Genomic DNA, 13,436 nt, shown 5'->3' on the forward strand with positions numbered 1-13,436 from the left:
GTCCCGGTCAAACGCGTGGTCGACTACAACGTGAAAGTTCGAGTGAAGTCGGACGGCACGGGTATGGACATCGCCAACGTCAAGATGAGCATGAACCCCTTTGACGAAATCGCTGTCGAAGAGGCCGTGCGCTTGAAAGAAAAAGGCGTGGTCACCGAAGTGATTGCCGTCTCCTGCGGCGATGCCAAGTGCCAGGAAACGCTGCGCACTGCCATGGCCATTGGCGCCGACCGCGCCATCCTGGTGCAGACCGATGCCGAACTCCAGCCGCTGGCCGTGGCCAAGCTCTTGAAAGCGCTGGTCGATAAAGAGCAGCCCGGCTTGATCATCCTGGGCAAGCAAGCCATTGACGACGACGCCAACCAGACCGGCCAGATGCTGGCGGCGCTGGCGGATCTGCCCCAGGGCACCTTTGCCAGCAAGGTGGAAGTGTTGGGCGAGAGCGTGCAAGTGACGCGCGAAGTCGATGGCGGCCTGGAAACGCTCTCGCTGAGCCTGCCGGCGGTGATCACCACCGACCTGCGCCTGAACGAGCCGCGCTACGTGACGCTGCCCAACATCATGAAGGCGAAAAAGAAACCGCTCGACACCTTCACCCCGCAAGACTTGGGTGTGGACGTGAGCGCGCGCCTCAAAACCCTCAAAGTATCCGAGCCGCCCCAGCGCGGCGCTGGCATCAAGGTGCCCGACGTGGCCACGCTGGTCGAGAAACTCAAGAACGTGGCCAAGGTCCTGTAAAGCGCCAGCGCACGCACCCCCTGTCCATGACTGAACAAGCTATTTGGAAACCCACACCATGACCGCACTGGTTATTGCCGAACACGACAACAGCGCCATCAAGGGCGCCACGCTCAACACCGTCACCGCCGCCCTGGCCTGCGCTGGCGAAGTGCACGTGCTGGTGGCCGGCCACAACGCCGCCGCTGCTGCGCAGGCCGCAGCGCAAATCGCTGGCGTGGCCAAAGTGATCCATGCCGACAGCGCTGAGCTGGCCGACGCCCTAGCGGAAAACGTCGCTGCGCAAGTGCTGGCGCTGGCCGCCAACTACAGCCACCTGCTGTTTGCCGCCACGGCAGCCGGCAAGAACGTCGCCCCGCGCGTCGCGGCCAAGCTGGACGTGGCGCAGGTGAGCGAAATCACCAAAGTGATCAGCGCTGACACCTTCGAGCGCCCGATCTACGCTGGCAACGCCATTGCCACGGTGCAAAGCCTGGACGCTACCAAAGTCCTCACCGTGCGCAGCACCGGCTTTGACGCCGCAGTGGCGACGGGTGGCAGCGCCGCGGTCGAAACCGTAGCTGCGGCGGCGGGCGCTGGCCAAAGCCGCTTCCTTGGCCGCGAAGTGACGAAAAACGACCGCCCCGAGCTGACGGCGGCCAAGATCGTGGTCTCGGGCGGGCGCGCGCTGGGCAGCAAAGAGCAGTTTGACGCGGTGATGGAGCCGCTGGCCGACAAGCTGGGCGCCGCGCTGGGCGCCAGCCGCGCGGCGGTGGACGCGGGCTACGCACCCAACGACCTGCAAGTGGGCCAGACGGGCAAGATTGTGGCGCCGCAGCTGTATGTGGCCGTCGGCATTTCGGGTGCGATCCAGCACCTGGCGGGCATGAAGGATTCGAAGGTGATCGTAGCGATCAACAAAGACCCGGAAGCGCCGATCTTTAGCGTGGCCGACTATGGGCTGGAGGCCGATCTGTTTGTCGCCGTGCCGGAGCTGGTGGGCGCGCTGTAAACGCTCGCTGATTTCTCAAACAAAAAGAGCGCCGCAAAAACGGCGCTCTTTTTTTATAGCTAGTACCGCACGTCAAATAACGGTTTCAGGCTGTTTTGTTCTTAAAAACCAATAGATACGTGCGGTTGCAGCTATTGAATTAATTTTTAAAAATTCGGCGCTTCGACGCCGCCGTCCACGCCCAGCACCTTGCCGGTGATCCAGCTGGCGGCGGGCGAGGCCAAAAATAGCGCGGCGTGGGCGATGTCTTCGGGCTGGCCCAGGCGGCCCATGGGGGTGCTGCTGTTCATGCGCTCGGTGCGCTCGGGCGTCAGGAACGGCGCCAGCGCGTCAGTCAGGATGGTGCCGGGTTCGATGGCGTTGATGCGCACGGCCGGGCCGAAGTCTTGCGCCAAGTTGCGCGTCATCTGGTTCAGTGCCGCCTTGGCGGCGCCGTAGGCGCTGAAGTGCTTTTGTGCGTAGCGCGCCGCCACCGAAGAGATGTTGACCACCGCGCCACCGCCGGCGTGTTTCATCGCCTGGGCGGTCTTCTGGATCATCAGATAGGCGGGGGTGACATTCCAGGCCAGCACGGCGCTGAACTCGGCACCGCCCATTTTCAGCGGGCTGTTCGGGCCGGCGCCGCCGGCGTTGTTGATCAGGATGGTGATCTTGCCGAGCTCGGCCACGGTGCGCGCCACCAGGGTGTCGAGGTTGGCTTCGTCGCTGACGTCGCCGGCTACGGTGATGGCGCGCCGGCCCAGCGCGCGCACTTCGGCGGCGACGGCGTCCAGGTCGGCCTGGGTGCGTGCGGCCAGCGCCACGTCGGCGCCGGCGCGCGCCAGTGCCAGCGCGCAGGCGCGGCCAATGCCCTTGCCGGCGCCGGTGACGATGGCGACTTGGCCGTTCAGGGAAAAGGGCGAGGAAGGGGAAGCAATAGCGGTCATATAGCGGATGAAGGGGAGTCAAAAAAGAAAGAGCAAGGACGCAGCCTCAGGGCGCCACAGCAGCGCGGATCATTTGCTCAAACGTCTCGGTGTACGGCGGCAACATGCCCCATTCGCGGCGCGGGTCGTGCGCGCCGGCGCTGTAGACGCTGCGTGCATGGCTGAATTCCAGGAAGCCTTCGCGGCCGTGGTAGTGGCCCATGCCGGAGGCGCCGACGCCGCCAAACGGCGCGTCGTGCAGGGCCGGGTGCATGGTGACGTCGTTGATCGAGACACCGCCCGACAGCGTGTGGTCCAGCACCCATTGCTGCTCGGCGGCGTCGCTGCCAAAGTAGTACAGCGCCAGCGGGCGCTCGCCGGCATTGATCTCGGCCACGGCCTCACTCAGTGTGCGGTAGCTGCGCAGCACCAGCGCCGGACCAAAAATTTCGTGCTGGGCGATGACGCTGTCCGCCGCCGGATTCACCACGATGCGCAGCGGCATCCGGCGCGATGCCACCGCGTCCGAGGTCGGCCAGTCACCGGCCATCACCACGCGCGCGCCGCGCTGACCGGCGTCGGCTATATAGGATTCGACGCGGATAAAGTGGCGCTGATTCACCACCGGTGTCACGTCGCTGTTGTCGGCAATCGTCGGGTACAGGCCGCTGTAGCTGCTTTGCAGGGCGGCAATGAAGGCTTCGGTCTGCGACTCGTGCACCCACACCGTGTCGGGCGCGACGCACAGCTGGCCGGAGTTGGCGCTCTTGCCCACGGCAATGCGCTCGGCGGCGTTGGCAATGTCGGCGCTTTGGCCCACCAGCACTGGCGACTTGCCGCCCAGTTCCAGCGTTACCGGCACCAAATTTTCTGCCGCGCCGGCCATCACCAGCTTGCCCACCGCTGTCGAGCCGGTGAACACCAAGTGGTTGAACGGCTGGCGCGAGAATTCAGCCGCCACATCGGGGCCGCCGGTGACGACGGCCAGCACTGTCGGATCAAAGAATTCGGCCACAGCCTGCGCCAGCACCTTGGCGGTGCGCGGTGCGATTTCTGAGGGTTTCAAGATGCCGCTGTTGCCGGCGGCAAAGGCGCAGGCCAGGGGCGATAGCAGCGTGAAAATCGGCGCATTCCAGGTGCCGATGATGCCGACCACGCCCTTGGGCTGAAAGCGCACCCAGGCGGTGGCGCCAAAGTTGTCAAACGGCGCGACGCTGGGGCGTGGCTGATCGGGCATCCAGGCTGCGCAATGGTCGCGGGCGTGCTTGAGCGAGCCGAGCGAGCCGACGATGTCGTTCATCATCGAAAACACCACCGGCCGGCCGCCAAAGTCTTCGCCCATCGCGGCGCACAGCGCATCGCTGTACTGCACCAGCATGTCGATGGTGCGCTGCAGGCGCTGCTGGCGCGTGGTGGCGCTGACGGGGCCTTCAGCGCGAAACGCCGTCTGCTGCGCAGCGAGCAGTGCCGCCAGCGAAGCGGCGGCCGTGGCGGGGGAGGCAAGGGAAGAGGACATGCAGTCTCCTGGTAGAAATGGTGGTGCTGGCGCGAAGATGCATCCTAGCGGCGCCAGTTTTGTCTGGCGTAGTCTAAAAAGACGATGGCGTGCGGCCCCTTGCCCGGCGAACATGGGGCATGAACCTGCAAGATCCACCGCGCGTCAACTGGCGCACCCACCTGAGCCTGGCGCTGTTGGCGCTGGTGTATATCTTTTCCTACATTGACCGCCAGGTCGTGGCCATCCTGATCGAGCCGATCAAGCACGAGTTTGGCGCCAGCGACACGCAGATGGGGCTGCTGACCGGCCTGGCCTTTGGCCTGATGTATGCCGCACTGGGCGTGCCAGTGGGCAAGCTGTCTGACCACACAAGCCGGCGCAATATTGTGGCCGTGGCCTGTGGGCTGTGGAGCCTGGCCACCATGGCCTGCGGCTTTGCCGGCCAGTTCTGGCAGCTGCTGCTGGCCCGCATGTCGGTCGCAGTGGGCGAGGCCGGCGGCATGGCGCCGTCGATTTCGATGGTGTCCGACATGTACCCGCCCCGCCAGCGCTCATTCATGATCAGCCTGTTCATGATGGGGCCGCACTTTGGCGTGCTGATTGGCCTGGCGCTGGGCGGCTGGATTGCGCAGCACTACGGCTGGCGCGCCACGTTCATCTGGTTTGGTGTGCCCGGCCTGCTGCTTGCGGCCTTGGTGTTTTTGTTGGTGCGCGAACCGCGCCGGGGTGGCTTTGAAACGGCAGAGGTCCTGGAGCAGCTGCAGCAGCAGCCGGTCGAATCGATGTGGAAGCAGCTGCGCCGCCTGCTCGGCATTACCGCGTTTCGCCGTCTGGCCTTCGCCTGCGGGCTAGCCGGCATGGCCGGCTACGGTTACGGCATCTGGACACCGAGCTTCCTGGTACGCACGCACGGCATGAGCATGGCCCATGCCGGCCTGCTTTTTGGCGTGGTCAGCGGCGTGGGCGCGGTGGCTGGCGCCCTGACCAGTGGCTGGCTGTGTGACCGTCTGGTAGCGCGGGATGTGCGCTGGCAGATCGGCCTGCCGATGCTGGGTGTGGTCATTGCCATTCCTTGCGCCATTGCCTTTTTTATGTGGCCGACCACTGGCAACTGGATGCTGGGCCCGATGAAGGTGCCGCACGCGCTGGCGTTTGCTGCGGTGTTTGCATTCTTTGCCAGCTGGTGGCCGTCGCTGTCGTTCAGCGCCACCAGCCACATGGTGGCTTCGAACGAACGCGGTGTGGCTGCGGCTCTGCTGAGCTTTTTTCTCACGCTGTTTGGCGTGGGTGCGGGTCCGCTGGTGACCGGCATAGTCAGCGACCTGCTGACCCCCATGTTTGGCGTCGAGGCGCTGCGCTGGTCACTGGTGTGCGTGATGCTGTTCATGGTGCCCACCGCCGTGCTGATGGCTATGTCGCTCAAGCCCTACCGTGCGCGACTGGAGCAGATAAGGCCCAGCAGCTTGCGTCGTGCCTGATACGCACTGCTTGGCGCTGCTGCCGGATGCAGGTGCGTCCGGCAGCAGCGCACTTTCATATTTACAGCCAAAGGAACATTTGCGTGTCTGTCGCTCGCTCTGCTTTTTATCCTTCGCCATCGGGCGTCGTTTTCATCACCGGTGCCAGCCGCGGCATTGGCGCCGCCACCGCCGAGGCGTTTGCGCGTGCCGGCTGGCGCGTGGCGATTGCCGCGCGCACGCATGACGCCAGCCAGGCGCTAGCGCACCAGCTGCGCCGCCCCGATGGCCAGCTGCTGGCCGGCAGCCTGGCCACCACCGCCGCCGCCGTGCAGGCCTGCGGCGCCGAGGTGTTTGCCCATGCCATGGACCTGATGGACAGCGCCTCGATGGATGCGGCGCTGGATGCGGTGCTGGCACACTTTGGCCGCATCGATCTGCTGATCAACAACGCCGTCTACCAGGACCGTGAGATCAACGCCATGTTGCTGGAGCTGGACGATGCCGCGCTGCAGCGCACGCTGCTGGGCAACGTGGTGGCGCCATTCCACTTGGCGCGCCGGCTGCTGCCGACGCTGCTGGCGCAGGGCAGCGGCCAGATCATCAATGTCTGCTCCGGCGCCGGCCAGAGTGACCCGCCGATCGCCGCCAACCAGGGCGGCTGGGGCTTTGCCTACGGTGCCTCCAAGGCGGGTCTGGCGCGGCTGGCCGGCTGCATCAACCGCGAACACGGCGCCCAGGGCGTGCGTGCCTACAGCGTCAACCCCGGCCTGGTCACGACCGAGGCCGTGACTGCCACGCTCGGCGAGGACAGCGCGCTGGCGCAGCGCTATGGCGCGGTGTCGCCCAGCGCCATTGCTGCCGGCTTGCTGTGGCTGGCCACCGACCCGGGCGCTGTGGCGCTGGCGCGCAAGCCCACGCTGATACAGCTGCAGGAACTGGTGCACGAACACCAGTTGACATGACGCTGCAGCGCCTGCCGCAGGTGCCACTCCTGCCACGGCCACTGCTGACCAATGCGCAGTGGCGCTGCCTGCGCGTGCTGAGCGAGGTCGGCGGCGATGTGGCCCACGCGGCGCGCAAGCTGCACTGTGCACAGGGGTCGCTCAAGGGAGCGCTGGCGGAATTGCAAACCTGCCTGGGGGCGCAGCATCTGGCGGTGTCGGATGCGCATGTGCAACTGTCTCCATCACTGCAGATGCTGTTGCGCTCGCGCTGCGACTGAGTCCGCTGCGCCGCGTTCATCGTCCAAACGGCTTAACCGGTCCGGCGGTTTGCGCTGTATCAGCCCGAGCGGTCCTATCGTCCAAACAGGGTATGTCAGCGGGGAGCGGCAAATCCATCATTGCCCTCTACCCATTACTACACTGTCTGGAGACTTTATGGCCACTACCAAGGAATACCGACTGGGCGAATTCACCTTCCCCCGCGGCTGGTTCATGATTGCCGATGCTGAAGAGCTCAATACGCACAAGCCCCTGGCGGTGCGCTTCTTCGGCAAGGACTTTGCGCTGTACCGCGGCCGTGCCACCGGCAAGGTGATCCTGCTGGACGCCTACTGTCCGCACATGAAGACGCACTTGGCGGCGCCCAACACCACCTCGTATGTGGTCATCGACGGCGGTGGCAGCAACATCGAGGGCGACAACATTCGCTGCCCCTACCATGCTTGGCGCTTTGGCCCGGACGGCAAATGTGACGACATCCCTTACCACCAAGGCCCGATTCCGGCGGCCGCCTGCGTCAAGAGCTGGACGGTGGTCGAGAGCCTGGGCGCGATCTGGGTCTGGCACGACCCCGAGGGCGGTGAGCCCGAGTGGGAGCACCCCAGCCTGCCGCAGTGGGACGACCCCAGCTGGGTGCGTGGCCACTGGGACCACTTGGGGATGCTGAACCAGCACCCGCAGGAAGTGATCGACAACATCACCGACTACGGCCACCTCAGCCCCATCCACGGCTCCACCGTGGAGCGCTACGAGAACGAATTCAAGGGCCACAACGCCATCCAGCGCCAGTGTGGCGGCCACCGCACACTGGTCGGCGCCGATCCTGCCAACAGCACCCTGTACACCGATACCGTTTACCACGGCCCTGGCGTGCTGATCTCGATGTTGACCGGCATGTTTGAAACCGTGCTGCTGATCATGCACACGCCGGTCGATGACGGCACTATCAAGGTGTGGCACTCGCTGATCGTCAAGTCGCCCGGCGGCAACGCCCAGGTCACCACCGCCGATTTGGTGGGCGCGCGCCAATTCCAGGAATCCAGCCGACTGGCGTTTGCGCAAGACTTTGAAGTCTGGACCAACAAGGCAGCGTGCCTGAACGGCTTGTTTATTCCCAGCGATGGCCCGTTCATGAAAGCGCGCGTTTGGTACAAGCAGTTCTATAACCCCCGCGCCAACAAGCACGAGTACTTGGAGCAGTGCGAAGGCCTGTACGTGCCACGCGGCGCCACGCCTTACAGCGAACGCGGCGCCGCCGCTATGGCCGCCGCCGCAGCCGAGTAACCGCTCGGTAGGAATGGCCGGCGGTGCAGACACAGCACCTACCGGCCAGGCATTCCCCCTTCCCGCCTTGGGCTACAGCCACGCTGTAGTCCACAGGCGGGTTTTTTTATGAGGATTGCACCGAAGCTTCAGGCCGTTGGTGCGTCACCTGTGTGAACATAAACACCGATTGCTTCAGATCCACCAGCACGCTGTACGGTGCGGGCAGTTGGCAGCGCAGATCACGCACTTGGCTGCGCATGTCCACCGGACCATGGCCGTTGCCACTAGGTGCCGCATTGCCACTGCGGCTGTCGGCAAAAGCGGCGCGGGCCGCGTCGGCGCTGTCAAACCACCACTCGGCAATGCCGTCGAAGTCGTAGCCCTCGGGCGGTGTTTGCACGACGTGGTTGTGCACCACGCGCCGGGCGGTTTTCAGCGTCGGGGAGCTGAGCCAGGCGTCTTTGGGGCCGTCCATCCAGGCGGTGTCAAACGCGCTTTTGCTGACACCGGCATTGCGGCGCAAAAAGCCAAACACCACCACCGGGCCGGCGGGGGCCTCACGCAGCACCTGCTCGCTGCACACCAGTGTGCAATCGCGCACATAGGTCGAGAACACGCGCGGTTCGTCAGGGCGCATGGTAGCCAGCGTTTCTGGGTCGTTCCAAATGTCGTTGGCTACTTCGAGGTCGCGCAGTTGCAGCAGATTGACGCCGTCGTAATCCGCGCTGGCACCGTGCAGGCCGCCATCTTCCGCGCCACTCTCGCCATTGCGCACGCGGCTGCATTGCTGCACGCCCAGCACTTTGTCGCGCACGTTGGTGCATTGGCTCCCCAGCGCCGAGTGTTCACGCCAGGCTTGGGCAAAGTCCTCGGCCGCCAACGCGGGGTTGCGCTTGGCGAGGTAAATCATCTTCCAGCGCGGCTGGGCAGTGGCAGCGGGAACGGGAGCAGTAGCAACAGCAGAAGTCATGGCGGTGGGCCTTTCTATCGGGGTGGATGAAACGAGGTGACTTAGCGATAGCCTATTCAACGACGGCCCGGCTGTAAATCGGGGGTATGCCCCGTACCTTGTGGTAACTGTGGGCGGTGTTCAGGCGCGGTGGGCGTTGCGATACGCCTGCGGATAAGCCCGCATGGCGCGAAAAAACGCAAAAATTCCGACCAAAATCATGCTGACCATGCCCAGCATGGCGTAGCGCAAACCGTCGCCGCCCAAGCTGGCGTTGAGCACATCGCTCAGCCAGCCGGTCAAAATCGGCCCGAGGCCGTTGCCAACGATGGCGCCGGCCAGCAGCACCATCGAATTGGCGGTGGCGCGGCGCTGGCTGGGCGTGACCATGCTGATGGCGGCGTAGCTGGGCGCCGCCCACCACGGTAGAAAAAAGGCAAACAACACCATTAGCACCGTCGCTAGCAGCAGCGTGCCGGCCGGCAGCAGCAGATACGCCACGCCACTCAGCAGCGACAGCACCAGCCCGAGCAGCGGCACGCCCAACTGCCAGCGCAGGTCGCGGTGCGCCAGCCGGTCGGTCAGCGCGCCCGAGACCAAGCTGCCGGTAATCGAACTGAGCGCCGAGGCGCCAGAAATCCAGCCCGCCTGTTGCAGCGACAAACCGTGGTGGCGCACCATCAGCGCAATGTTCCAGGTGCCAAATGAATACGCCGCCAGCAGCGTAAACGCCACGCCAATCACCAGCCAGCGCGTCACCGGCTCGGCCCAAATCGCCGCCACCGCACCCGGCTGGCGCACGCCGGCAGCGGGCGCAGCGTGCGCCGTGGCCTGGCGCAGCGGCTCGCGCACGGTCAGCAAGAGCACCAACGCCATCAGCAGCGAGCCAGCGCCGGCCACTACCACCGTGGTGCGCCAGCCGTAGTTTTCGGCCAGCCACGAACCCAGCAGCAACGCCAGCAGTGCGCCGATGCTGCCGCCGGTGCCAAACACGCTCATGGCGCGCGAACGCTGCGCCGGTGGGTACAAATCGGCCAGCATCGACATCGAACCCGGCGTGCTGCCGGCATCACTCAGCGCTGCGCCCGAGCGCGTGAACATCAGCGACCAAAACCCCACCGACGCCGCCCCCAGCGCCGCCAGCAGCCCGCCTGTACCCCGGCACAGCGCAATCAAACCGCGCCGCTCGCGCCGGTCGGCCAAGCGTCCCAGCGGCACGCCCAGCAGGCCGAAAGTAATGGCAAAGCCCAGCCCGGTAATCAAGCCGATTTGCAAATCCGACAGGCCAAATTCGAGCTTTACCGGCTCAATCAGCACCGACAAAATTTGCCGGTCCATGAACGCCAGCGCCGACATCACCGTCAGCAGCGTCAGGATGTAGCGGCTGTTGGGGGCGGTTTCAGGGGGCGCGTTGCTCATAGTCGGCCTGTGGTGTGCTGGTGCAGCGGTGCGTCGTGGCTGCGCCGGCAGCAGGCGATAGGGGGCATGGAGCAAATCCTCAGAGGTGGCGCCTGGGCGTGCACAGTCGCCGCCGCAGCGATGCTTGCCATTTTTTGGCGCCCCTGTTGCCCGGTCATCGTCCGCTCAGACGATGGAGGGGTGTTGTTTTTAGATAAAAACAGGCTGTAGGCCTTTAGGTACGTGCGCTAGCAGCTATTTATTCAGGAGTCTTTCTCTGCTGCACATGGTCTGAGCGGACGATGGCGCTGCCGCACTGGCCGCTGAAGATGCTGCGCAACTACAACCACCGCCCCATCGGCGAGACAAGGAGACAACATGGCTTTCACATTGACAGGGTTTGACGGCAAAGTGGCCGTGGTCAGCGGCGCGGGCCGGATGCGCAGCATTGGCCGGCCGATTGCGCTGGCACTGGCGCAGGCCGGCTGCGACGTGGTGCTGACCGGCACCGGGCGCGCGCCCGAGACGTATCCGCAAGACGAGCAGGACGCCGGCTGGCGCGACATTGCATCGGTCGCCGACGAGATTCGTGCTCTGGGCCGGCGCGCCTTGCCCGTGGTTACCAGCGTGGCCGACCCGGACGCCGTCGATGCCTTGGTGGCGCAGGTGATCGCCGAATTTGGCCGCGTGGATTTTCTGGTGAACAACGCCGGCGCATCGCGCGGCGGCGACCGCGTGCCGGTCACCGAGCTGGCTATCGAAACCTGGAAGCGCGTGATGGACACCAACCTGAACGGCACCTTTTATATGTCGCGCGCTTTTGCCCGGCAGATGAGCGCGCAGGGCGAAGGTGGCGCCATTGTCAACATCTCCTCGCTGGCAGCGCGCCTCTTGGCGCCCGACACCGCCGCCTACGCTACGACCAAAGTGGCCATCAACGGTTTGAGCACCATCATGGCCGGTGAGCTGGGGCCGAAAAACATCCGCGTCAACGTGGTGGCCCCCGGCATCATCGACACCAGCCGCTTGGACGATGTGCCACGCGGACAAGTCTGGGACGACATGGTCGCCGCCTTCATTCCGCTGGGTCGCGCCGGCACCGGCGAAGACGTGGCCAACATGGTGACCTTTCTGTGCAGCGCACAAGGCGCTTGGGTCACCGGCCAGCACATCTACGTCGATGGTGGTCACGGTGCTACGCCGCGCCGGCCAGCGCCAGCACCAGTGCAGAAGTGAGGTCGCGGGCTACAAATACACCGCCGCCGGCGCCGCTTGCCCCAGCACCAGGTCGGCGCCTTTGTCGCCAATCACCACCGCGGCGGCGTTGGTGTTGCCCGAGACGAGGTGTGGCATGACCGAGGCGTCAATCACCCGCAGTTGCTGGATGTCACGCACTTTCAAGTCGGGCGTGACCACGGCCAGCATGTCATCGGTGCGGCCCATGCGGCAGGTGCCGACAGCGTGGTGGCCCGAGCCGAGGTAGGGCGCCAGCCAGTCCAGCCATTCGGCGTCGCTGTCCACCGTCGGCACGGCCAAGCCGGGGCGGGTTTCGGCTTCGACCAAGGCAGCCAGTGCCGGTTGCTGGGCGATGCGGCGCACAAAGCGCAGCGCGTACAGCAGCGCGCGGCGGTCGCGCTCGTCGTCCAAATAGTTCATGCGGATGCTGGGGCGCTCGGCGGCGTTGGCGCCGTTCAAGCGCAGTGCGCCGCGTGAGTAGGGGCGCACTTGGTAGGGCGCCATCGTCATGCCCGGAAAGGCTTCGGCGCTATAGGCTTTGGCGCCCTCCATAAAGGCTTCAATCTCGCCCGTCGCCGGCAGGCCGTGCACTTGGATGTCTTGGTAGGGCAGGCTGGGATCGCTGCTGAACCACGCGGCAAATTCGGACGCCGGCACCGACAGCGGGCCACGCCGTGTCAGCAAATAGCGTAGCACCGAGCCGGCCAAGCCCACGCCGCGCAGGCCGGCGTTCAGGCTGGGCGTACCGGGTTTCAGGCGCCAAGACATCGGCACGATGGCGTGGTCTTGCAAATTGGCGCCGACGCCGGGCAGGTCGGCCTGCACGGCAATCCCGTGTTCGCGCAGGTGCTCGGCCGGGCCAATGCCCGACAGCATCAGCAGTTGCGGTGATTGCAAAGCGCCAGCGCACAGCAGCACTTCGCGCGCGGCGGTGGCGTTGTGCTCGCTGCCATCTGGCAGTTGCCAGCAGACGCCGGTGGCGCGGCCTTGGCTGACGTGGATACGCTGCACCAGCGCGTCGGTGCGCACCGTCAGGTTGGCGCGGCGCATGGCCGGTTCGATGGCGTTGCGCGCCACCGACGAGCGCCGACCAGCGCGCAGGTTGGCTTGGAAGATGCCCGCGCCGTGCGGGTGGCCGTTGTTGAAATCGGGGCAGTGCGGCAGGCCGGCTTGCAGCGCGGCTTGCACCATGGCGTGTGACACCGGGTTGTCCACCTGCGGGTCGGCGGCGCGCAGCGGGCCGCCGCGTCCGTGCAGCGCACTGGCATAGGGGCCGTCGCTGCGCTGCTGGTCTTCGGTGCGGGCAAAGTAGGGCAGCAGCTCCGCCCAGCTCCAGCCGCTGGCGCCCAAGGCCGCCCAGCTGTCGTAGTCGGCGCGGTCGCCGCGCACGTAAACCATGCCGTTAATCGACGAGGAGCCGCCCAGGCGCTTGCCGCGCGGCAGGGCGATGCGCCGGCCGCCGGCCCAGCGTTCTGGCTCGGTTTCGTGGCCCCAGGAGTAACGCGGGCTGTAAATCATTTGCCCCCAGCCTGCGGGCATGTCCACCAGCGGGTCGCGGTGGCTGCCGCCGCCTTCCAGCAGCAGCACGCGCACGCTGGGGTCGGCGCTGAGCCGGGCGGCCAGCGTGCCGCCGGCAGAGCCAGCGCCGATGATGATGTAGTCGAAAGTGTCGAAGTTGTCGCTCATTGGGGCTTTGCTTTCGGATGGTGGTGCTTGTCGGGTTACGCCCTTTGGGCTAACCCGACCTACGGCGCTATGGCGCTGCGGTGCTT

At 65.6% G+C, this 13,436-nt stretch carries 12 protein-coding genes; 7 read left to right on the forward strand and 5 right to left on the reverse strand.

The window, feature by feature from the left end:
* Window positions 1–738: electron transfer flavoprotein subunit beta/FixA family protein (locus Q390_RS0112730; RefSeq protein ID WP_051603226.1), on the forward strand; the 738-nt coding region annotated here is incomplete at its 5' end.
* Window positions 739–796: 58 nt separating this feature from the next.
* Window positions 797–1,729: an electron transfer flavoprotein subunit alpha/FixB family protein gene (locus tag Q390_RS0112735; RefSeq protein WP_027996409.1), complete on the forward strand. Its 933-nt coding sequence runs from the start codon at window positions 797–799 to the stop codon at window positions 1,727–1,729.
* Between the two features lie 146 nt (window positions 1,730–1,875).
* On the opposite strand, the gene Q390_RS0112740 is transcribed toward Q390_RS0112735, so the two are convergent.
* Together Q390_RS0112740 and Q390_RS0112745 are read right to left on the reverse strand one after the other, a co-directional pair.
* Window positions 1,876–2,655 (reverse strand): SDR family NAD(P)-dependent oxidoreductase, encoded by a 780-nt coding sequence (locus Q390_RS0112740; RefSeq protein ID WP_027996410.1) that lies wholly within the window; start codon window positions 2,653–2,655, stop codon window positions 1,876–1,878.
* A gap of 46 nt (window positions 2,656–2,701) precedes the next feature.
* A complete protein-coding gene (locus Q390_RS0112745) occupies window positions 2,702–4,150 on the reverse strand; it encodes a coniferyl aldehyde dehydrogenase (protein ID WP_051603227.1) in 1,449 nt (482 codons plus the stop codon).
* A gap of 119 nt (window positions 4,151–4,269) precedes the next feature.
* Between Q390_RS0112745 and Q390_RS0112750 the strand changes: the two genes are divergently transcribed.
* From Q390_RS0112750 to Q390_RS0112765, 4 genes are all read left to right on the forward strand, one after another.
* Window positions 4,270–5,610, forward strand: coding sequence for a spinster family MFS transporter (locus Q390_RS0112750; protein WP_027996412.1), 1,341 nt, complete (start codon window positions 4,270–4,272; stop codon window positions 5,608–5,610).
* 83 nt (window positions 5,611–5,693) lie between these two features.
* Window positions 5,694–6,554, forward strand: coding sequence for an SDR family oxidoreductase (locus Q390_RS0112755; RefSeq protein WP_051603239.1), 861 nt, complete (start codon window positions 5,694–5,696; stop codon window positions 6,552–6,554).
* Window positions 6,551–6,814: a hypothetical protein gene (locus Q390_RS0112760; RefSeq protein ID WP_027996414.1), complete on the forward strand. Its 264-nt coding sequence runs from the start codon at window positions 6,551–6,553 to the stop codon at window positions 6,812–6,814. The genes Q390_RS0112755 and Q390_RS0112760 overlap by 4 nt, the downstream gene beginning before the upstream one ends.
* 157 nt (window positions 6,815–6,971) lie before the next feature.
* Complete coding sequence (locus Q390_RS0112765) at window positions 6,972–8,099, forward strand: aromatic ring-hydroxylating dioxygenase subunit alpha (protein WP_027996415.1); 1,128 nt, start codon at window positions 6,972–6,974, stop codon at window positions 8,097–8,099.
* A 106-nt stretch (window positions 8,100–8,205) separates the two neighbouring features.
* On the opposite strand, the gene Q390_RS18445 is transcribed toward Q390_RS0112765, so the two are convergent.
* Both Q390_RS18445 and Q390_RS0112775 read right to left on the reverse strand, forming a co-directional pair.
* Complete coding sequence (locus Q390_RS18445; protein WP_051603228.1) at window positions 8,206–9,051, reverse strand: EthD domain-containing protein; 846 nt, start codon at window positions 9,049–9,051, stop codon at window positions 8,206–8,208.
* A 120-nt stretch (window positions 9,052–9,171) separates the two neighbouring features.
* A complete protein-coding gene (locus tag Q390_RS0112775; RefSeq protein WP_037472967.1) occupies window positions 9,172–10,449 on the reverse strand; it encodes an MFS transporter in 1,278 nt (425 codons plus the stop codon).
* A 357-nt stretch (window positions 10,450–10,806) separates the two neighbouring features.
* On the opposite strand from Q390_RS0112775, the gene Q390_RS0112780 reads away from it, so the two are divergent.
* Window positions 10,807–11,664 (forward strand): SDR family NAD(P)-dependent oxidoreductase, encoded by an 858-nt coding sequence (locus Q390_RS0112780; RefSeq protein ID WP_027996418.1) that lies wholly within the window; start codon window positions 10,807–10,809, stop codon window positions 11,662–11,664.
* Window positions 11,665–11,673: 9 nt separating this feature from the next.
* Here the strand turns inward: Q390_RS0112780 and Q390_RS0112785 are convergent, their stop codons facing one another.
* On the reverse strand, window positions 11,674–13,350 hold the full coding sequence (locus Q390_RS0112785) for a GMC family oxidoreductase (RefSeq protein ID WP_027996419.1): 1,677 nt from the start codon (window positions 13,348–13,350) through the stop codon (window positions 11,674–11,676).
* Between the last annotated feature and the right edge of the window lie 86 nt (window positions 13,351–13,436).

Origin of the sequence: Simplicispira psychrophila DSM 11588 (assembly GCF_000688255.1) — a bacterium.
Lineage (GTDB): Bacteria > Pseudomonadota > Gammaproteobacteria > Burkholderiales > Burkholderiaceae_C > Simplicispira > Simplicispira psychrophila.